Raw genomic sequence first — 18,586 nt, forward strand, 5'->3', positions numbered from 1 at the left:
AGGCCCGCTGCCGTGCGCGAAATGCCAGCAATTATTCTTATCTGTCGTTATAATCGGGCCAACTTGATTATTTTTAGCTTCAACCGCGGACATACCCTTTTTTATGTTGAGTTATCGCCACAGTTTTCACGCTGGCAACCATGCCGACGTGCTTAAGCACACCGTACAGAGCCTCATCATCACTGCGTTAAAAGAGAAAGAAAAACCGTTTCTCTATCTGGATACGCACGCCGGTGCAGGACGTTATCAACTCAGCGGCGAGCACGCAGAGCGCACGGGTGAATATCTGGAAGGCATCGGACGCATCTGGCAACAACCGGACGCGCCCGCCCTGCTGCAACCCTATTTCGATGCGATTCATGCCCTGAACCGTAACGGCACGCTGCGCTACTATCCCGGCTCTCCGCTAATCGCCCGCCATCTGCTGCGCCCTGAAGATAAGATTCAGCTGACCGAGCTGCATTCCAGCGATTATCCGCTGCTGCGTACCGAGTTCAGCAAAGACAGTCGCGCGCGCGTTGAAAGGGCCGATGGCTATCAGCAGCTAAAAGCGAAGCTGCCACCGCTGTCACGTCGTGGACTGATACTGATTGATCCGCCTTACGAAATGAAAAGTGATTACCAGGCCGTCGTAAAAGGCATTCAGGAAGGTCACAAACGTTTCGGTACCGGTATTTATGCGCTGTGGTACCCGGTCGTCTTGCGTCAGCAAATCAAACATATGCTGCGCGAGCTGGAGGCCACGGGCATCCGTAATATCCTGCAGATTGAGCTGGCCGTGCGCCCCGATAGCGATCAGCGTGGCATGACCGCGTCCGGCATGATTGTCATCAATCCCCCGTGGAAGCTGGCCGATCAGATGAACACGCTGTTGCCGTGGCTGCATCAGAAGCTGGTGCCAACCGGCACAGGCCATTTCAGCGTTAACCAAATCGTACCTGAATAATTCCTTTCCCAGCTTAACGTCGCCGCGCACAGCACGGCGGCGTTGAACGTAGGTCATTTTTATGTGGATCATCCTGGCGGGCGCGCTGGCCGCCCTGCAACCGGCGAAACGCCTCTCTCTGTTATTGCTCGCGCTGGCAACGGCGCTGGGCGTTTATCATAACGTCCTCGACTGGCCCGTTACCTTTGTGTTTGCGGCTGTCGCTGCCCTGGTCGCGTTTCGTATCTACGATCGCCGGAGTCGGCGATGGCAGATCGTCAGCGAAGCCCTTCTGGTGTTGATTGCGCTGGCGCTGATGCTGCACCTTATTCCGGGATTCAATAATCCCCTGCAGGTCGAGGCGGTTAAGGTCGGTGCCCGCAGCGTGCCCTTCTCATTTTCCTTTAATTTCGATAAAGCGCTGATTCCTTTTCTGCTGCTGGCCTGTCTGCCGACGCTGTTCAACGCAGAGGCGCATCCGCCGCGCTCGCCGGCCTGGTGGCTCGCGCCTGTCGCCGCCGTGCCGCTGCTGTTGGGCAGCGCCGTGTTGCTGGGCGGCCTTGCCGTCGAAACGCACCTTCCGGACTGGCTGGGGGCGTTTGCGCTGGCCAATCTGTTTTTTGTCTCACTGGCCGAAGAGGCGTTTTTCCGGGGTTATCTCCAGCAGCGCCTGCGCCAGAAATGGGGCGGCGTGATCGCCCTGCTGGTAACGGCACTGCTGTTTGGTCTGGCCCATGCATCTGGCGGGGTGCTGCTGATGATCTTTGCCGCGCTGGCCGGACTGATTTATGGCCTGGTCTGGCACTGGAGCGGCCGCCTGTGGCTGGCGACCGCGTTCCATTTTGCACTCAACATGGCCCACCTGCTGTTCTTTACCTACCCTGCGCTGGCGCACTGATCCCTACAGCGTGAAGACCGCCAGGTCGTGCGCCATCTCGGTGTCAGGGAAAATGCGCTGGCATTCTGCCAGCAGGCGCGCCATGTCCCGGGCGAGGTAACGCGAACTAAAATGGGTGGCAATCAGGCGCTTTGCTCCGGCCTGCTTTGCCACCGTCGCAGCCTGTAAGGTAGTAGAGTGACCGCGCCCGTTGGCTTTTTCAGCCAGCGCCTCTTCCAGCGTGGTTTCATGCACCATCACATCAACGTCCGCCGCCAGCTGTAGCGCGACGTCAGTGGGCGCAGTATCACCAAAAATGGCCAGCGTTTTGCCTTTCACTGGCGGCCCAAGATACTCAGCGCCGTTAACGGTACGCCCGTCTTCCAGCGTAATCGTGTCGCCCTGCTTTAACTGCTGATACCAGGGTCCGCGCGGTACGCCCTCTGCTTTCAGGCGAGGCGCATCCAGAAAACCGGGTTTGTCATGCTGCTCAATGCGATAGCCAAAGCAGGCAATGGTGTGATTCATCGGCCAGGCGGTCACGCGAAATTCGCCATCATCCAGTACCTCACCCGCGGCGATCTCGACGATCTCCAGCGGGTAATCGGTATACGAGCTGGACAGCGACAGTGCCGTTTCAACGAAGGCTTTCAGCCCTGCTGGACCGTAAACCGTCATTGGCGTGGTTAACCCCGCCATCGAGCGACTGGTAAGCAGGCCCGGCAACCCAAAAATATGGTCGCCATGAAGATGGGTGATAAAGATTTTATCGAGTTTGCCAGGCTTCAGGTCTGAGCGCATAAACTGGAGTTGCGTGCCCTCACCGCAGTCAAACAGCCAGGTGGCGCCGCTTTTGTCGCGGGTAAATGCGATGGCAGTGACATTGCGTTGCAGACTCGGCGCGCCCCCGCCGGTGCCAAGAAAAGTCAGGTACATGCTATGCTTCCCTGTAAATAATGAAACGATAAGGCCTGTTACAATCATAGGCGCAATTTTTGCGACGCCGTACCCTGCGGCGTTACACTCTCTATCACTTTCCCAGTAACCGGATGAAACTTCCATGACCCGACATTATGACTATCTCGCCATCGGCGGCGGCAGCGGCGGTATCGCTTCAATTAACCGTGCAGCAAGCTATGGCCAGACGTGCGCCCTGATTGAAGCCAAAGCGCTGGGCGGAACCTGTGTCAACGTCGGCTGCGTGCCGAAAAAAGTAATGTGGCACGCCGCACAAATTGCCGAGGCCATTCATCTTTACGGGCCGGATTATGGTTTTGATACCACCGTTAATCGCTTTGACTGGGGCACGCTGGTGAAAAACCGTAGCGCCTATATCGATCGTATTCACCAATCATACGACAATGTTCTGGGGAAAAATAAGGTCGATGTGATCCACGGTTTTGCCCGTTTTATTGATGCCCATACCGTTGAGGTGAATGGCGAAACGATCACCGCCGATCATATTTTGATTGCTACGGGCGGACGCCCGAGTCATCCCGACATTCCCGGCGCGGAATACGGGATTGATTCTGACGGCTTCTTTGAGCTGGATGCCCTGCCAAAACGTACCGCCGTGGTCGGCGCGGGCTATATCGCCGTTGAGCTGGCGGGCGTGGTAAACGCATTAGGTTCAGAAACCCATCTGTTTGTTCGCAAACATGCGCCACTACGCAATTTTGATCCGCTAATTACGGATACGCTGGTTGAGGTGATGAACGCGGAAGGCCCAACGCTGCATACGCAGGCGACGCCAAAAGCGGTAGTAAAAAATGCCGATGGCAGCCTGACGCTGCAGCTGGAAGACGGCAGTGAATACACGGTTGATTGCCTGGTCTGGGCGATTGGACGCGTTCCTGAAACCGACGGCCTGAATATTCAGGCAGCGGGTGTGGCGCTGGACGAGAAAGGCTACATCAAGGTCGATAAATTCCAGAACACCAACGTGCCTGGCGTTTATGCCGTCGGCGATAACACCGGTGCCGTCGAACTGACGCCGGTCGCCGTCGCGGCGGGCCGTCGCCTGTCAGAGCGTTTGTTCAATAACAAACCGGATGAGCATCTGGACTACCGCAATATCCCGACTGTGGTGTTCAGCCATCCCCCCATCGGCACGGTGGGCCTGACAGAGCCGCAGGCGCGCGAACAGTACGGTGATGACCAGGTGAAAGTCTACAAGTCCGCCTTTACCGCGATGTACACCGCCGTCACGCAGCATCGCCAGCCGTGCCGCATGAAACTCGTCTGCGTCGGTCCGGAGGAAAAAATCGTCGGCATTCATGGCATTGGCAGTGGTATGGACGAAATGCTGCAGGGCTTTGCGGTCGCGTTAAAAATGGGCGCGACCAAAAAAGACTTTGATAATACCGTGGCGATTCACCCGACGGCGGCGGAAGAGTTTGTCACCATGCGCTAGCCCGTTCCTCTCTGCTGCCGACAGACAGCAGAGAGACCACCGCTCGCTGGCCTTCGCGCCAGTGAGCGATTTATCAGTTGAAATAGGTTTCCCGCAGCGGCGTCAACGCCGCACCGAGTGCCGAGCTGTCGCCCTCAATAGTGCTCAGCAGAATATCCGGATACTCCGCCGAAATATTCCAGCGTTTGCCCGAACTGACCCGGGGCATGGCTAAAAACATTTCGCCCAGCTTACGGGGCAATTCGCCGCCTAAAATAATGGCACCGGGATCGATAACGGCATTCAGGGCATCCATGGCCCGATGTAAATTGGGCGTGACTTCGTTGACCCATTGCCGGGCAATGGGCCAGTCCGGATCGAATTTATTATTCAGATCGCGAATGTTGTGAATTTCAATACCGCCGTTGCGCAGTCGATCAATTAAGATCCCCAGCGCAGGACGCAGTTTGCCCTCTTCCGGCGAAAAAATCCGGCTGATCTCGCCCGCATTACCAAAAGCGCCCTGAAACGGTTTGCCGTTAATGACAATGCCGCCACCAAAGCCGTAATTAAAAGAGAGGTAGCCGAAGGTCTCGTAGTGCAGGCCCGCGCCCAAAAAAGCTTCTGCATGCGCGGCCGTCGTGGCGTTATTTTCAATCCAGACGGGCCGGTCAAACAGCGTCATAATTTCACGGCGCAGATCAATGCCCATCCAGTTTTTCAGCGGTTCTGGCGGATTAAAATATTTCCGGGCGTCATACAGAAAGCCCGCCATGCTGTATCCGACGCCACACACTTTTTCTGACGAAATACCAATATGTTTTAAGGTATCCAGATAATGGCGTTTGAGATCCAGCAGCGTTCGGGCAGGATTGCCGGGCAGCGTGTCCAGCACGCAGTATTCGATAATATCGCCGCGGAAATTAATCAGGCTTGCCGCCACGCTGTCAGAGTTAATGGAAATACCGTAACTGTAACGTGCGTCCGGATTCAGGGATAACGACGGGCTGGGCTTACCCCTTCCCTGTGAGGGCGATTCCCCCAGGCTGAGAAAACCGTTTTCGGTCAGTGTATCAACAATACGGTGAACCGATGACTGATTCAGAATCGTTTGTGAAACCAGCGAGGAGCGGGAAATGCCGTGATTGCGGCGAACAAGCTCAAGAATAAGTTTTTCACTGCGATTAAGTTCGACTTCATCACGACCTGAATATCCATGAACCACCACGTTATCCTCACCGTTTTAATGACAGGTTCTGTTACACCCTAGCACGCTTTTATGCATTCCGAATAGTCATGCGCCTGACCTTTACGTGCTGTGTGAACATGCTGATTCAGGACGATATTCCTAAAAAAAATCGCATCACCAAATCATCATAATACTGACACAAAACAGGCCGACACTCTAATTTCATGCGTAAAGCATTATATTAAATCAGCGTTTCCCGTTGCTGAGTCATTGTGCAGCACAAGGTAAACGAACGAGCTCAGGACCTTTCACAAAATGAACGGATTAAGAATGGATACGCGCGTAAAGGTGATTGAACGTATTGCTCAAGAGGCATCACAGCTGGCGCTGGATTATTTCAGGCAGCTCAGTGAATTAGAAATCTGCGAAAAAAGGCCCCAGGATGTGTTCAGTGAAGCAGATCAGGAGGTTGAGAAGCTGATTCGTCAACGTCTGGCGCAATATTTCCCCAATGAACGCGTCATTGGCGAAGAGCAAGGCGGCGAACTCAGTGACCGTTACTGGTCAGTCGATCCGATTGATGGCACCAGTAACTTTCTCCGTGGCTCGTCGTTATGGGGCATTTCTGTCGGTTATGTCATCGACGGCAAACCGGTCATCGGGGTGATTGTTCATCCGGTGTTAAACATCATGCTGAGCGGGGGCAAGGAGGCCGGCATTTATTTCAACGGCCAGCCTTTTACGCGACCCGAAATCGCCCAGGGACTCAAAACCGTTGCCATTGGCGACAGTCCTTCATGGGACTTCACCCACCAGCTCTGCATTGAAAAAGCGTACCGGGATACTGGCTGGAATGTGGTGCGCTACCGCTGTGCCACCATCGGTTTAAGCTTTAGTGTGCTGGGCTATGTCGATGGCTATCAGGAGTGCTTCAGCAGTATGTGGGATGTTTCCGCGGGCTATGCCCTATGCAAAGCCGCAGGGCTGGATGCTCATCTGGCCGGGAGCCAGGAAAAAAGTTCAACACATGTGAGTGTTGGCACCGCGGCACTCAATCGCCTTTCCGCCCAGTTTATTCCGCACCCCCGCTTTACCCCCGCCTGAATATCCGTCAGTCCGCGCTCTCTTCCTGCCGTTTTTTCAGGACAGCGTTTCGGCGCTGTCCTCCCCCGCTTTTTTCTTCATATGACCGACAAACGTTCTGCCTTCAATATTATTCACTATGCATGATAATAGTTAGCAGAGTAAATGTACGAAATCAAAGCAACTCATTATTATCATGTTAAATATGGGTTTTATAAAATTAATAAATTCTTAACCTGCCTGAAATTGCCTAATTTCGCCGCATCAAATTATTATGCACATCGCATTAATTAAGATGCACACATTTCTTCAATGACGGGGCAGCCATACGTGAATACGCTTGAAATCAATAATGCCATGCTCAGATTCGACGACTTTGTCGCGCTGGACGGCATTTCACTTAAGGCCGAAAAAGGACAGTTCGTTTCCCTGCTGGGTCCGTCTGGATGTGGCAAAACCACGCTGCTCAAAGTGATTGCGGGCTTTTACAGCCTGGACAGCGGGGAAGTCCTGATTCACCAGCAGGACATGCATCAGGTTAAACCTGAGCACCGCGATACGGCCATGTGCTTTCAGTCCTATGCGCTGTTCCCTCACCTGTCTGTGGCCGAAAACATTGGGTTTGGGCTGAAGCAGAGGAAAATGGCCAAAGCGGAGAGACAGGATCGCGTCACGCAAACCGCCGCTCAGGTCTCGTTAAACGCCCACTTACCGAAGCTGCCTGCGCAGTTATCGGGCGGTCAGCAGCAGCGTGTCGCGCTGGCCAGAGCGCTGGCTGTGCGGCCCGAAATCGTGTTGTTCGACGAACCGCTGTCGAATCTCGACGCCACATTACGCGACAGAGTCCGCCTCGAAATCCGCCAGCTGCAGCGTTCACACGGGTTTACCGCTATCTATGTGACCCATGACCGTGCAGAAGCCCTGTCCATGTCTGACGTCGTCGTGGTTATGAACGCCGGACGCATTGAGCAAACCGGCACCCCTGAAGATATTTATTACTCGCCGGTTAACCGGTTTGTTGCGGGCTTTGTTGGCCAGGCGAATGTGATGAAAGCGCATGTCATCGACGGTGACAGTCACACCGGAATGTATCGTGTTTCCTGCGTGCTGGGTGAAATGAACATTCACAGTCCTGTTCCGCCCCTTTCCGACAAGGTATACACCTTCTGGCGTCCGGAAGATGCTCTGCTGAGCGAACAGGAAACCGGTATGAATACCCGTGCTTTCGAAATAGGTGCCGTGAGCTTTCTGGGCAACCTGTCCGAGCTACAGGTTTACCCAAAGGACCATGAAGAGCCGGAATACCAGTGGCATATTCAGTTAGTCGGTAAAAATCACATTCGGGAAGGAGATAGCGTTAATTTTTCCATCGCGCCTGACAGGATTCGCTTTTTGCAGGAAAGCTGGTCATGAAAGTGCACAACCGAAACATAGTCGCCTGGTTACTGGTGCTGCCTGCGGTCGCTCCCGTCGTGCTCACCCTGATTCTGATCGTCGTTATGGCCATCGCGCAATCTGTCGGACTGTTCAACTTTGGCGCGCCTGCGCATTTTACGCTGCAGTACTGGGAAACCATCCTGAACGACAGTCAGCTGTGGCGCGCCACCGGCTATTCCCTGAAAATTGGCGTGGTGAGTGCCGTCCTGTCTGTGGCGTTGGCCCTGCCGCTGGCGCTGTGGCTGAGAAAGCCCTTTCCCGGCTCTGTGCTGATGAGCGGCTTACTGAAAGCCCCGTTGATGGTACACGGGCTGGTCGCCGCCCTGCTGTTCATCAATCTGATTTCCTGGCAAGGCTTTATTAACCTCGGCCTGCTCAAACTGGGCATCATCTCGCAACCCATCCGTATGCAGAATGATCGCTGGGGCATTGGTGTCATTATCCTGCAGGTCTGGAAACAGCTTCCCTATGCCCTGTTGATCATCACCGGCAGCCTGCGCGCTATCGGGGACGAAATCGTTGATGCGGCCCGCGATCTGGGCGCAGGCAAAACCGCCCGCCTTTTACAGATCATTCTGCCCTTATCCATCAAAGCCGTTCAGGTCTCGCTGATCCTGATCTTCATTGGCGCATTGGGCGACTTTTCATTCCAGGTCGTGGCTGGCCCCACCAGCGTTTTCTCCCTGTCGCAATACATGCTGCGCTTTCCGGAAATCAGCGCCCAGGGCTGGAACCTTGCGGCCGTGGTGGCGGTGATATTAATGCTGGCGGCGTTTGTCGGTGCGGTGGTGCTGGCCGGTTTGGCGAAGTGGCTGCAAAAAGTGGGAGAACATAAATGATGAGAGCCAGAAAAAGCATGTCGCCCCTGCGTATCATGATGATGATCCTGATTACCGCACTGTTCATGTTGTGGCTGGTGATCCCCTTTATTCTGACCGTGCTGTGGTCCCTGGTGGATAAAACACATCCCTGGGCCTGGCCGGATGCCCTGCCGCCCGTGCTTTCCCTGGGCCGCTGGGTCGAAGTCTGGACGACCACGGCCCTGCCGCAGGCGCTGAAGAACAGCTATTTACTGGCGGCAACCGTCTCTGTGCTCACGTTGCTACTGGCCCTGCCAGCGGCCTGGGCGTTTGGCCGGATGTCGTTTACGGGTAAATCCCTGCTACAGAATGCGATTTTGCTTCCGCTCATTGTGCCCGGCTTTGTGATTGCGCTGTTTTTTTCCATGCTGTTGAACGTGGTGGGCATCCACAGTCGGTTTGTCGGCATTTTACTGGGACATACCATCATCTTAATGCCCTATGCCGTGAGGATTCTGACCCTTTCCTTTTCTCAAATACGTCAGGACACCCTGGATGCCGCCCGCGATATGGGCGCGTCTGTAGTAAATCGTTTTTTAGTTGCCTGCCTGCCAACTATCAGACCCGGCATATTTGCGGCCTTAATTATTGTCTTTACGTTATCCATCGAAGAGTTCGCCATTAGCTTTATTGTCGGCTCGCCGGATTTTATTACCGTACCGACCATTCTTTATTCTTATCTGGGTTACAACTTTATCAGACCTAATGCCGCTGTTATTTCTTTAATGCTGGTCGTGCCGAATGTCATTTTAATGCTGATAGCTGAAAAATTACTGACAAAGAATCCCGTCGCCGCTTTTGCTGGAAAAGGCTGACGGTTATTAACTCGCTTAACTGGGGAAAATCATGTTCAGACGATCTGCCACCTTATTATTACTTGCGTGGGCTTTTTGTACTCAGGCTCAGGATATTACACAAATGGACTGGCAACATATTGTTGACGAGGCTAAAAAAGAAGGGAAATTAACCTGGTACCAATGGTATTACCAGGATCGTCTTAAAGAGCAGGTCAGCCTGTTTGAAAAACAGTACGGTATTGCTGTTACGATCTCTGAAGGTCCGCTGCAAGGCAATATTAATAAACTCATGGCTGACCGGGGACGGGAAACAGGCGATATTGATGTGTTTTCGATTGGCGGAGGCGCATTCGGTACGGTATCGCCTCAGCAAACGTTTTTTGGCCCGATTAATACGCTGCTGCCGGAAGGCAAAACCCTGAACTACACCATTGAGGGTACGGACAGTAAAGGTTATGGCGTGGCATTTTGGGGCAATCAGACGGGCCTGGCCTACGATTCGCGCCGCATGAAAGAAAGCGAGTTGCCCCGTACCCTGCCGCAGCTCACCACCTTCCTGCAGACTCATCCTCAGGAGTTTGGCTTTAACGTGGAAAACGGCGGTTCCGGTCCGGCGTTTATTGAATCTGTCACGCGTACGCTGGTGCCTGGCTTTGATTTCACTAAAGGCGATGCGGATGTAAAAAGCCTGACGGCCTTACAACCGGCCTGGAACTGGTTCAAACAACTGCGTCCTGATTACATCATTACCGCCTCTAACGCCGACAGCGTAACGCGACTGGTGAGCGGTGAGTTTCTGCTGGTCCCCGCCTGGGAAGACTATCTGGTGGGCTTAGAAAACCACGGCGAAGTCCCCAAAACCATCCGACTCTACATCCCCGATTTTGGCATGCCCGGCGGCGGAAATATGGTGGCGATTCCCAAGAATGCGCCACACAAAGCGGCAGCATTGCTGTTTATCCACTGGCTGACGCTGCCCACGACACAAAGGCTGTTTCAACAGGTTTATGGCATTACGCCACAAAATAAAGAAGTGAATCGCGATGCTGGTCTGATCAACAGCAAAGAACGTGTTCATGGCACCCAGTTCATGCCTAAACCGCTGGGCGACGAAGTCAGAACCGAATTTTCTAACCAGGTCTTACTTAAGTAAGCCTGTGCTAACCCGACAACAGAAGGTAACGCTGAGCATGCCGACAAAAAAACACCCTGTACGCGTAGTGAATTCCCGCCTGATTGCACATCGTGGTGCGCCTCTGCTGGCACCAGAAAATACACTGCCTTCTTTTCAGGCGGCCGTTGAGCATGGCGCGACGTGGATAGAGGTGGATGTCAAACTGACCAAAGACAGGCACCCGGTCATCATTCACGATGACGCGGTGGATCGGACAACAAATGGCACCGGCTATGTCGCCAATTTAACCCTGGACCAAATCCGGTCGCTGGATGCGGGCGTCTGTTATGGCCACCTGTTCAAAGGCGTTAAAGTCCCTACACTGGCAGAAACCGTGGGATTTGTGCTGGATAAAGGTATTGGCCTTCAGCTGGAGATCAAACCAACGTCAGGTCAGGAAATTGAAACTGCGGAAATTGCCATTACGCAGCTGAAATCGCTGTGGCCTGCGGATGAAAAGAAGCTCTTTATCAGCAGCTTTTCTGAGCTCTCGCTGAAGGTTGCGGAAAGGATCATGCCTGACGTCCCGCGTGGACTGGCCGTGTGCGTTCCTCCCAGAGATCCTGTGGCATTACTGGCCAGAACCGGCTGTCAGATCCTGCACTTCCTGGCGGACTTTGCGACGGATGACGACCTGAAACGCCTGGCCGATTCCGGTATTGAATTTGCGATTGCCACAATTAATGACCCTGCTGTCGCCCGTAAATATTTACACAGTGGCGCGCAAACGATATTGAGCGATATACCTGATTTAGCCATTTAATAATAAATACATTATCAAGGCGTTATGCGCCCTGATAATCAACACCAGGGAAAACCATAAAAATACGGCCACATGATGTAGCCACGTAACGCTTTTAATTATTTCGTCATAACGAAACTGACATTTTTGAACAATGCCGCCTTGTGCGGAAATAAACCTCATGCTTCACCAACATTAAAGGGTAGATGATATGCAACGTAAAATAAAAATATGCGCGCCGCATGCACTGTGTTTGCTGATCTCATTTTCTGCATGCTCCGCTGAAATTTATAATAAAAACGGTAATAAACTTGATCTGTACGGTAAAGTCGATGCGCGTCATGTCTTTTCGGACAATACCGCCGAAGATGGTGATAACTCTTATGCGCGCCTGGGTTTTAAAGGTGAAACCCAAATTAACGATCAGCTGACAGGCTATGGTCAATGGGAATATAACTTCCAGCTGAACCACAGCGAAGGCGGCACTGACGCACAAACCGGGAATGCGACGCGTCTGGGTTTTGCAGGTCTGAAACTGGCTGACTTTGGCTCATTCGATTACGGCCGCAGCTTTGGCGTGCTGTATACCGCATCGGCTTACACCGATATGGCACCGATTTACGGTTCCGGCACCATGACCACCAACGACAACTTCCTGTCAAAACGCTCAACCGGCCTGGCCACCTGGCACTCGCCAGACTGGAACGGCCTGAAGGTCATTCTTCAGTATCAGGGGAAAAACGACCGCTCAACCGCTAAGCTGGCAAACGGCGACGGCTACGGTGCCGGTGTGACCTACAGCATTACCGATGGTTTGAGCATTGCTGCGGCCGGTATGAAAGCCAATCGTACGCTGACACAGCAAGCTGACGGTCAGGGTGACGATGCGACGGCATGGGTGACCTCGGCCAAATACGATGCGAACCAAATCTACCTTGCCGCGATGTACGGTGAGGCCAACGATGTGACCCCGTACGGCCAGCTGTCGCAGATTGCTGATAAGACGCATAACTTCGAAGCCATTGCGCAATATCAGTTCCTCAACGGCTTACGCCCTTCCATTGGTTTTGTCACGCAGCGTGGGGAAAACCTGCAAGGCGCAGGCAACTTTGCCGGTGGAAGCCAGACCATGCAGAAATATATTGCGGTGGGCACCTATTACTACTTCAACAAGAACATGCTGACCTATGTGGATTACCGCATTAACCTGTTGAAAGATAATGACTTTACTCGTGCTACCGGTATCACTACGAAAGACAGCGTCGGGATGGGCCTGACCTATCAGTTTTAATCGCAGTGACCGTGCTTTATCACATGCTTTGCCCTGTGTCGCTTCAATCCTGAGAATCGCTGTTTTAGCGAGGCCGGCAACTGCCGGCTTTTTTTATGACCGGCGTCGCCAGGATAACTAAAGGACAGTGGCAGACCGATGCGTCAACGGTGAGGGGTTCTGATCAAGGTTTTCCAGCCATTTCACATAGGCCTGATCCCACAGCGCAGCCGGCGTGCCCGCTTTACCCAGGCCAAAACCATGCCCGCCGCTGGAAAGCTGAATCAACTGAACCGGCACGCGATTGCGGCGACAGGTATCGCGCATTAACTGCGTGTTAAAGGGTTTCGAAGTGTGGTCGTCACCGGCCTGCGCCAGGAAGGTGGGCGGATAAGCGTGCGTGACATAATTTTGCACAGACCAACTGGCTTCTTCCTGTGGGCTGGCATCATTACCGACCATCATCAGATGTGTATTGGTATGTTGATAAGGGGCTTCCAGGGTAATGACCGGATAAATCAGCCCGACACTGTCCGCTTTGGGGATTTCCTGATCCACTCTGTCAATGGGGGGATAGGACTGAAAGTCCGGACGCGCCGCCGCCATCCCCAGCAAATGCCCACCGGCCGAAAATCCTAATACATGCACTTTTCGTTCGAATGAGCGAAGCAGACGCAGCGCGCGCTGGGCATCCTGTAAAGGCGCCAGATTTCCGGCCTGCCACTTTTCACGCGGCAAACGGTAGCTGAGAACATAGGCGGTATAGCCGTTGGCATTTAACCAGTGTGCAACGGGCCAGGCTTCACGTCCCATACCGATCCAGCGGTAGCCGCCGCCTGCCGCGATGAGCACCGCTTCACCGTTGGGGTTTTCAGGTCTGAAACGCTGAATCGCCGGGCTGACGATATTCGACCAGGAGCCCCATGCATCAACACGTAATTTTCCGCCAGGGCCGCCACCGCCGGGCGGTTCGTCCGGCCAGAGGGGAATAATATCATCGCGGGCAAACAGTTTGCTGGTAGCCAGTGAAAGCGCAAGCGCTCCTGTGCCGAAAATAAAGCGTCGACGCGTAATCATGATGCCTGTTAAATCTATGCCAGAAAGGTCAGACGGCCCTGTCGGTCCGCTGCGTTTTTATTATGTATCGCACGTTTGGTGAAGACGCTGGCGATTATGTACGCAATCGGGCATGAAAATCCATTAAAAAACGCGCCATTTTAGCGCGTTTATTGACGATTTAACTGCGGTTAATCTTCCTGCTGGAACTGCGTCATCACCGTTTGCTCACACTGCTGCGTATTTTTACGCAGTTTAGCGCGCTCTTCGTCACCCAGTTGCAGCCATGCGCTGGCGACTTCATTCGCCAGTTCCTCGTCAAATTCAGGTTTATTGAAGGCGGAAGAGGACTGCGATCCTGCGACGCTGGATTTCATTTTTTCGACATACTGATCGGCTGTCGATACGCTTTTTTCACTGCTCACGATGTGACACAGCTGGCTGGCGTAAGCACTTTGTTCCGTGTCGTCTGCCGCCAGCGCACTGCCAGAGGCCAGTACGCTCAGCAACAGTATCTGAGATATCTTCATCGTCTTCTCCTGTTATCAGTTAACCCACTTTCATGACTGGCGCTGCTTTGCATCCAGTCGGGCCTGGCGCCAGTTTAGCAGCGGCGTTACCGACACGCCGTGCACCACGATGCTGCATACCACCAGCGTCAGCGCCATATCAACCATCATCGTTGCCTGCGAGCCGCCCATACCATGGACCCAGGCAAACGCAATATAATTAAGACTACCTATACCGCGAATCCCCAGCCAGCCGATGAGCAAACGGTGAGGAAGCGATACGCCGCAGCGCAGCGTGACCAGCCATACGGCGAGTGGCCGGACGACCACAAACAGCAACAGGCCGAGCATCACGCCCTGCATGTTCCAGTGATGGGCCAGCGTCACGCCGAGGACCACCATCATTGTGGCCGCCAGTAAACGCTCAATAGTATCGCCAAAAGACAGCGCGTCGCCTACCACTAAACCGACCGATTTCACCATACCGCTACCGTGTTGCTGTAAACGCTGGTTGGGATTGACCAGTGCTTCCGCAGGCAGCACCCGATCGTCATCCGGCATATCATCAGGCTGATAACGTTTGAACACACCCAGTTCAGCCCGACGTAATCCCAGGCCTGCCGCAAAGGTAGCCAGAAAGCCCGACGCGCCCAGCGATTCAGCAAGGGCATAGCTCAACGCAATGAGCGCCAGCGCCAGAAAGTCATTGGGTGCGACATCACCATGCGCATGACGAAGCCGTGCGGCCAGCAGGCCGACTAACCGCCCCAGACCAAACCCCAGCAGAATGCCGCCGCCAATGGCCCACACCACATCAATGGCTGCCCAGCGTGCCAGCATGCCCGTGCCCAGACTTTCACCGTTAAACAGCAACAGGGCCAGAATGAGTAACGGCAGCGCCGAACCATCATTCATGCCCGCCTCACTCGATATCGCAACGCGCAGGGCATCATCGTCCTGCGCATCGCTGACGGAAATCAGGCTGGCCAGCACAGGATCGGTGGGCGCAACAATGGCACCAAAGGCCAGCGCAATCGGCCACGACAGCCCCACCAGCCAGTGAGACAGCAGCGTCATTGCGGCGACCGTCAACAACATGGCCGGAAACGCCAGCAGGCTGCCCGCGCGCCATTGCCTGGCTTTCAGCGGCAGACGCAGCTTGAGCCCGGTGATGAACAGCGACGCGGCCATCGTTATCTCGGTAATATGCGCGACCAGTTCAGCGTGGCGGAGGATATCGATTTCAATCACATCAAATCCCCACGGCCCACAGGCGATCCCGGTTAATAAAAAAAGACCAAAAGAGGTCACGGGGCCGCGGTGGATCCACCCTGATGCCAGCGACATTAATAACAGCAGACAGCCCGTCGCAGCTGTCCAGGCAATGAAGTTCATAACGCACCGTTTTAATTGAGTTTATGACTAAGCCTGGCACATTTGCTGGCGGGCGGAAGAATCAGTCCCTGAGGTGACGACTGGCGAGGCGGATCAACAGGCTGACAGCGGCGGCAACGGTGGATAACACGACAACGCCATTCCAGCCCCAGTTCGCCAACGCCAGGCTACCCAGTGCCGCCCCGCTGGCCATACCGATAAACACCACGGTAAACAGCAGGGCATTTAGCCGGCTACGCGCCTCGGGAACCAGACCGTAAATCAATGTCTGATGGGCCACCAGGGTCGCCTGCACGCCTAAGTCAAAACCTATTGTGCTGATAATAATGACGGCCAGTTGAGCTGACAGCGGCAGGAAAGGCAGTAAAAACATCAGCGCGAAAGAGAGCGTCACCAGACCGGCACCAAACTGGGTGACGCGCGCCGGGCCAATACGATCCGCCACGTTCCCGGCCAGCGGCGCCGCCAGCGCGCCTGCCGCCCCTGCCAGGCCAAAAGCACCGGCAATGGCACTGTCAAAATGGAAGCGGTCGCTAAGCATGATCGCCAGCGTTGACCAGAATGCACTAAAACTCACGGAGAGCAGTCCCTGTGCCAGCGCCGCACGCCGCAGGGTTTGATGCGCACGCCATAAGTGCACCAGTGACAACAGCAGGCGGGGATAGCTTACCGACGTACCCGGCGCAAAGCGTGGCAGTACGCGCCACAGCGTCAGGCTGATCAGCAACACGGCCACAGCCGCAATCATGTACATGGTGCGCCAGCCAAAATACTCCGCCACCACACCGCTAACGACACGGGATAATAAAATGCCGACCAGTAAACCCGTCATCACCGTGCCAACCGTTTTACCCCGGCTGGCCACCGGGGCGAGCGCGGCCGACGCCGGAACAATGTCCTGTGCCACGGTCGCCGTCAGGCCGGTGATAAAACTGGCGATAAGCAGTGCGCTGATGCCGCCGGAAAAGCCACACAGCAGAAGCGCCATGACTAGCAGTAACCCTTTGATCAAAATAATGGTGCGACGATCGTGGCGATCGCCGAGCGGGGCCAGCAGCAGGATCCCCAGCGCATAACCCGCCTGGGTTAACATGGGCACCATACCGACGCTGCCAACGCTTATCTGGAACTGCTTGCTGATGATGTCGAGCATGGGCTGACTGTAGTAAATCGATGCCACGCTCAGACCCGCACCGGTTGCTAACGTAAAAACAAGGGGCGCAGGCAGGCGCTCAGTTGAATGCCGGTTCAGGTTGTGTACCACTGTCATAGTGAAATCCTCGAAAAAAGCGTGTGGCAAGTAAAGCCTGTTTTTGGCATACGCGGTAGACTGATAAAAAACAAAACGGTTATACGTGGGGCGCATGATCAATTTCAGCAATAACGATCGTATCGCATTGATGCATACCTTTATTCGCATTGTCGAAAGCGGCAGTTTGTCTGCCGCCGCAGTGCAACTTGGCACAACGCAGCCCACTATCAGCCGTCGGTTGCAGGCGCTTGAGCACGGGCTCGGCGTGAAGCTGATACTGCGCACGACGCACGCGCTCAAGCTCACCGATGATGGCGAACGCTGTTATGCACAGGCACGGCAACTGCTCGCCACCTGGCATGCGCTGGAAGACGATTTAACCGGCGCAGGTAGCGATCCCGTCGGGACACTGCGGGTACGCGCGCCGCATGCATTTGGTCAGGATCAACTGGTCGCCCCGCTGGTGGACTTTATGCGCCGCTATCCCCGTTTACGCATTGAGTGGATGCTTAACGACAGAACACCCGATTTTGTGGCCGAGAACGTTGACTGCGCCATTCAGGTCGGCGCGCCTACCGATCCTTCGGTCGTGGCGGTGCTGCTGGCCGAAGTGCCGCGCATTGTTGTCGCGGCCCCTGAGCTGCTCCGGCAGCATGCACCGATCACCCGGGTCGAACAGCTGGGCGCGTTGCCCTGGCTCGCGTTAACCAGCTTCTACCGTAACGAAATCGCGTTACAGCATCAGGACAAAGGTGAACCGGTGAATCTGCCGATCGCCCCTGTTTTAAGCAGCGACAGCCTCTATGCGGTACGCAAAGCCGCGCTGGCGGGCCTGGGGGCCGCCATCGTCTCGTCGTGGGTGATACAAGAGGATTTAGCAGAGGGCAGGCTGGTCCAGCTCATGCCGGAATGGCAGGCTCCGGCGTTACCGGTATGGCTGACCTATCCCTGGGCGAGCTATTATCCTGCCCGGCTGACTGCGTTTTTTGCCATGATCAAGGCGGTGTTGCCTCATCTGGCGGGGGCACGGCCGGCGTCAGGCTGACGCCGGCATCTCGCGGGAAAAGCGACGTCAGTCGCCGGCGCGGATAACGCGTGCCGTCGGTTACACGTTTTTCTTCTCTGCCCGCGACATGCTGTCCAGCCAGCCCATCACAAAGGCCGACAAAACGAAGGTCAGATGGATGATCACGTACCACATCAGCTTATCATTTTCGACATTGCGCGCGTCCATAAACACCCGCAGCAGGTGGATGGAGGAGATAGCCACAATCGACGCCGCCACTTTGTTTTTCAGCGAGCCGGAATCCATCTTACCCAGCCAGCTCAGCTTCTCTTTGCCCTCATCAATATCGAGTTTGGAGACAAAGTTTTCATAGCCAGACAGCATCACCATCACGAGCAACCCGCCGACCAGCGTCATGTCCACCAGTGACAGCAACAGCAGGATCAGATCGTTTTCTGCAATGCTAAAAATGTTGGGCAACAGGTGAACAATTTCCTGGAAAAATTTGATGGTCAGTGCCAGTAATCCCAGCGAAAGTCCAATGTAAACGGGAGCCAACAGCCAGCGCGATGCATACATCAGGTTTTCGGTAAAACGTTCCATAATTTCCCAGTCATAAGCA

18 protein-coding genes are annotated in these 18,586 nt (G+C 54.5%); 11 read left to right on the forward strand and 7 right to left on the reverse strand.

Going from position 1 to position 18,586, the window contains the following annotated elements:
• The first annotated feature begins 103 nt into the window (after window positions 1-103).
• Together RAC90_RS16040 and RAC90_RS16045 are read left to right on the forward strand one after the other, a co-directional pair.
• Window positions 104-946: a 23S rRNA (adenine(2030)-N(6))-methyltransferase RlmJ gene (locus RAC90_RS16040; RefSeq protein ID WP_006121111.1), complete on the forward strand. Its 843-nt coding sequence runs from the start codon at window positions 104-106 to the stop codon at window positions 944-946.
• 61 nt (window positions 947-1,007) lie between these two features.
• Window positions 1,008-1,823 (forward strand): CPBP family intramembrane glutamic endopeptidase, encoded by an 816-nt coding sequence (locus RAC90_RS16045; protein ID WP_133745840.1) that lies wholly within the window; start codon window positions 1,008-1,010, stop codon window positions 1,821-1,823.
• Between the two features lie 3 nt (window positions 1,824-1,826).
• Here RAC90_RS16045 and rnz read toward each other — a convergent pair whose 3' ends face one another.
• On the reverse strand, window positions 1,827-2,738 hold the full coding sequence (gene rnz, locus RAC90_RS16050; protein ID WP_033738264.1) for a ribonuclease Z: 912 nt from the start codon (window positions 2,736-2,738) through the stop codon (window positions 1,827-1,829).
• 124 nt (window positions 2,739-2,862) lie between these two features.
• On the opposite strand from rnz, the gene gorA reads away from it, so the two are divergent.
• Complete coding sequence (gorA, locus tag RAC90_RS16055) at window positions 2,863-4,215, forward strand: glutathione-disulfide reductase (RefSeq protein WP_033738266.1); 1,353 nt, start codon at window positions 2,863-2,865, stop codon at window positions 4,213-4,215.
• Between the two features lie 73 nt (window positions 4,216-4,288).
• On the opposite strand, the gene RAC90_RS16060 is transcribed toward gorA, so the two are convergent.
• Window positions 4,289-5,419: an ROK family transcriptional regulator gene (locus RAC90_RS16060; protein ID WP_033738268.1), complete on the reverse strand. Its 1,131-nt coding sequence runs from the start codon at window positions 5,417-5,419 to the stop codon at window positions 4,289-4,291.
• Window positions 5,420-5,713: 294 nt separating this feature from the next.
• Between RAC90_RS16060 and RAC90_RS16065 the strand changes: the two genes are divergently transcribed.
• The 7 genes from RAC90_RS16065 to RAC90_RS16095 all read left to right on the forward strand — a co-directional run bounded on the left by RAC90_RS16065 (window position 5,714) and on the right by RAC90_RS16095 (window position 12,767).
• Window positions 5,714-6,487 carry an inositol monophosphatase family protein gene (locus RAC90_RS16065; RefSeq protein ID WP_375124543.1) on the forward strand — a complete coding sequence of 258 codons (774 nt, stop codon included), beginning with the start codon at window positions 5,714-5,716 and terminating at the stop codon, window positions 6,485-6,487.
• 291 nt (window positions 6,488-6,778) lie between these two features.
• Entirely contained in the window at window positions 6,779-7,879 is a 1,101-nt protein-coding gene (locus tag RAC90_RS16070) for an ABC transporter ATP-binding protein (protein ID WP_375124544.1), read from the forward strand.
• Window positions 7,876-8,742 (forward strand): ABC transporter permease, encoded by an 867-nt coding sequence (locus RAC90_RS16075; RefSeq protein ID WP_006121120.1) that lies wholly within the window; start codon window positions 7,876-7,878, stop codon window positions 8,740-8,742. The genes RAC90_RS16070 and RAC90_RS16075 overlap by 4 nt, the downstream gene beginning before the upstream one ends.
• A complete protein-coding gene (locus RAC90_RS16080; protein ID WP_006121122.1) occupies window positions 8,742-9,578 on the forward strand; it encodes an ABC transporter permease in 837 nt (278 codons plus the stop codon). The genes RAC90_RS16075 and RAC90_RS16080 overlap by 1 nt, the downstream gene beginning before the upstream one ends.
• Before the next feature lie 31 nt (window positions 9,579-9,609).
• A complete protein-coding gene (locus RAC90_RS16085; protein ID WP_033738282.1) occupies window positions 9,610-10,713 on the forward strand; it encodes an extracellular solute-binding protein in 1,104 nt (367 codons plus the stop codon).
• A 37-nt stretch (window positions 10,714-10,750) separates the two neighbouring features.
• Window positions 10,751-11,497, forward strand: a complete 747-nt coding sequence (locus tag RAC90_RS16090) for a glycerophosphodiester phosphodiesterase family protein (RefSeq protein WP_375124545.1) — start codon at window positions 10,751-10,753, stop codon at window positions 11,495-11,497.
• Window positions 11,498-11,687: 190 nt separating this feature from the next.
• Complete coding sequence (locus RAC90_RS16095) at window positions 11,688-12,767, forward strand: porin (protein WP_050504762.1); 1,080 nt, start codon at window positions 11,688-11,690, stop codon at window positions 12,765-12,767.
• A 117-nt stretch (window positions 12,768-12,884) separates the two neighbouring features.
• Here RAC90_RS16095 and RAC90_RS16100 read toward each other — a convergent pair whose 3' ends face one another.
• From RAC90_RS16100 to RAC90_RS16115, 4 genes are all read right to left on the reverse strand, one after another.
• On the reverse strand, window positions 12,885-13,823 hold the full coding sequence (locus RAC90_RS16100; RefSeq protein WP_006121126.1) for an alpha/beta hydrolase: 939 nt from the start codon (window positions 13,821-13,823) through the stop codon (window positions 12,885-12,887).
• A 170-nt stretch (window positions 13,824-13,993) separates the two neighbouring features.
• A complete protein-coding gene (locus tag RAC90_RS16105) occupies window positions 13,994-14,332 on the reverse strand; it encodes a hypothetical protein (protein ID WP_006121127.1) in 339 nt (112 codons plus the stop codon).
• Window positions 14,333-14,362: 30 nt separating this feature from the next.
• On the reverse strand, window positions 14,363-15,706 hold the full coding sequence (locus tag RAC90_RS16110; protein WP_006121128.1) for a sodium:proton antiporter: 1,344 nt from the start codon (window positions 15,704-15,706) through the stop codon (window positions 14,363-14,365).
• Window positions 15,707-15,767: 61 nt separating this feature from the next.
• Window positions 15,768-16,976, reverse strand: coding sequence for an MFS transporter (locus RAC90_RS16115; protein WP_375124547.1), 1,209 nt, complete (start codon window positions 16,974-16,976; stop codon window positions 15,768-15,770).
• Window positions 16,977-17,070: 94 nt separating this feature from the next.
• Between RAC90_RS16115 and RAC90_RS16120 the strand changes: the two genes are divergently transcribed.
• Window positions 17,071-18,003 carry a LysR family transcriptional regulator gene (locus tag RAC90_RS16120; RefSeq protein WP_367143556.1) on the forward strand — a complete coding sequence of 311 codons (933 nt, stop codon included), beginning with the start codon at window positions 17,071-17,073 and terminating at the stop codon, window positions 18,001-18,003.
• Between the two features lie 60 nt (window positions 18,004-18,063).
• Here RAC90_RS16120 and RAC90_RS16125 read toward each other — a convergent pair whose 3' ends face one another.
• The gene (locus tag RAC90_RS16125; RefSeq protein ID WP_006121131.1) at window positions 18,064-18,567 is read right to left on the reverse strand and encodes a TIGR00645 family protein; all 504 of its coding nucleotides are present in this window, start codon (window positions 18,565-18,567) and stop codon (window positions 18,064-18,066) included.
• Window positions 18,568-18,586: the final 19 nt, after the last annotated feature.

It is taken from the genome of Pantoea sp. CS_6, assembly GCF_041954745.1.
GTDB lineage: Bacteria > Pseudomonadota > Gammaproteobacteria > Enterobacterales > Enterobacteriaceae > Pantoea > Pantoea stewartii.

Excerpts from the sequence above, each read along its gene's own strand:
- RAC90_RS16045 (WP_133745840.1), top strand. The coding sequence starts at position 1,008 with ATGTGGATCATCCTGGCGGGCGCGCTGGCCGCCCTGCAACCGGCGAAA.
- RAC90_RS16110 (WP_006121128.1), bottom strand. The coding sequence starts at position 15,706 with ATGAACTTCATTGCCTGGACAGCTGCGACGGGCTGTCTGCTGTTATTA.
- RAC90_RS16100 (WP_006121126.1), bottom strand. The coding sequence starts at position 13,823 with ATGATTACGCGTCGACGCTTTATTTTCGGCACAGGAGCGCTTGCGCTT.
- RAC90_RS16080 (WP_006121122.1), top strand. The coding sequence starts at position 8,742 with ATGAGAGCCAGAAAAAGCATGTCGCCCCTGCGTATCATGATGATGATC.
- RAC90_RS16075 (WP_006121120.1), top strand. The coding sequence starts at position 7,876 with ATGAAAGTGCACAACCGAAACATAGTCGCCTGGTTACTGGTGCTGCCT.
- RAC90_RS16115 (WP_375124547.1), bottom strand. The coding sequence starts at position 16,976 with ATGACAGTGGTACACAACCTGAACCGGCATTCAACTGAGCGCCTGCCT.
- RAC90_RS16070 (WP_375124544.1), top strand. The coding sequence starts at position 6,779 with ATGACGGGGCAGCCATACGTGAATACGCTTGAAATCAATAATGCCATG.
- RAC90_RS16125 (WP_006121131.1), bottom strand. The coding sequence starts at position 18,567 with ATGGAACGTTTTACCGAAAACCTGATGTATGCATCGCGCTGGCTGTTG.
- RAC90_RS16105 (WP_006121127.1), bottom strand. The coding sequence starts at position 14,332 with ATGAAGATATCTCAGATACTGTTGCTGAGCGTACTGGCCTCTGGCAGT.
- RAC90_RS16040 (WP_006121111.1), top strand. The coding sequence starts at position 104 with ATGTTGAGTTATCGCCACAGTTTTCACGCTGGCAACCATGCCGACGTG.
- rnz (WP_033738264.1), bottom strand. The coding sequence starts at position 2,738 with ATGTACCTGACTTTTCTTGGCACCGGCGGGGGCGCGCCGAGTCTGCAA.
- RAC90_RS16090 (WP_375124545.1), top strand. The coding sequence starts at position 10,751 with ATGCCGACAAAAAAACACCCTGTACGCGTAGTGAATTCCCGCCTGATT.
- RAC90_RS16120 (WP_367143556.1), top strand. The coding sequence starts at position 17,071 with ATGATCAATTTCAGCAATAACGATCGTATCGCATTGATGCATACCTTT.
- RAC90_RS16085 (WP_033738282.1), top strand. The coding sequence starts at position 9,610 with ATGTTCAGACGATCTGCCACCTTATTATTACTTGCGTGGGCTTTTTGT.
- RAC90_RS16095 (WP_050504762.1), top strand. The coding sequence starts at position 11,688 with ATGCAACGTAAAATAAAAATATGCGCGCCGCATGCACTGTGTTTGCTG.
- RAC90_RS16065 (WP_375124543.1), top strand. The coding sequence starts at position 5,714 with ATGGATACGCGCGTAAAGGTGATTGAACGTATTGCTCAAGAGGCATCA.
- gorA (WP_033738266.1), top strand. The coding sequence starts at position 2,863 with ATGACCCGACATTATGACTATCTCGCCATCGGCGGCGGCAGCGGCGGT.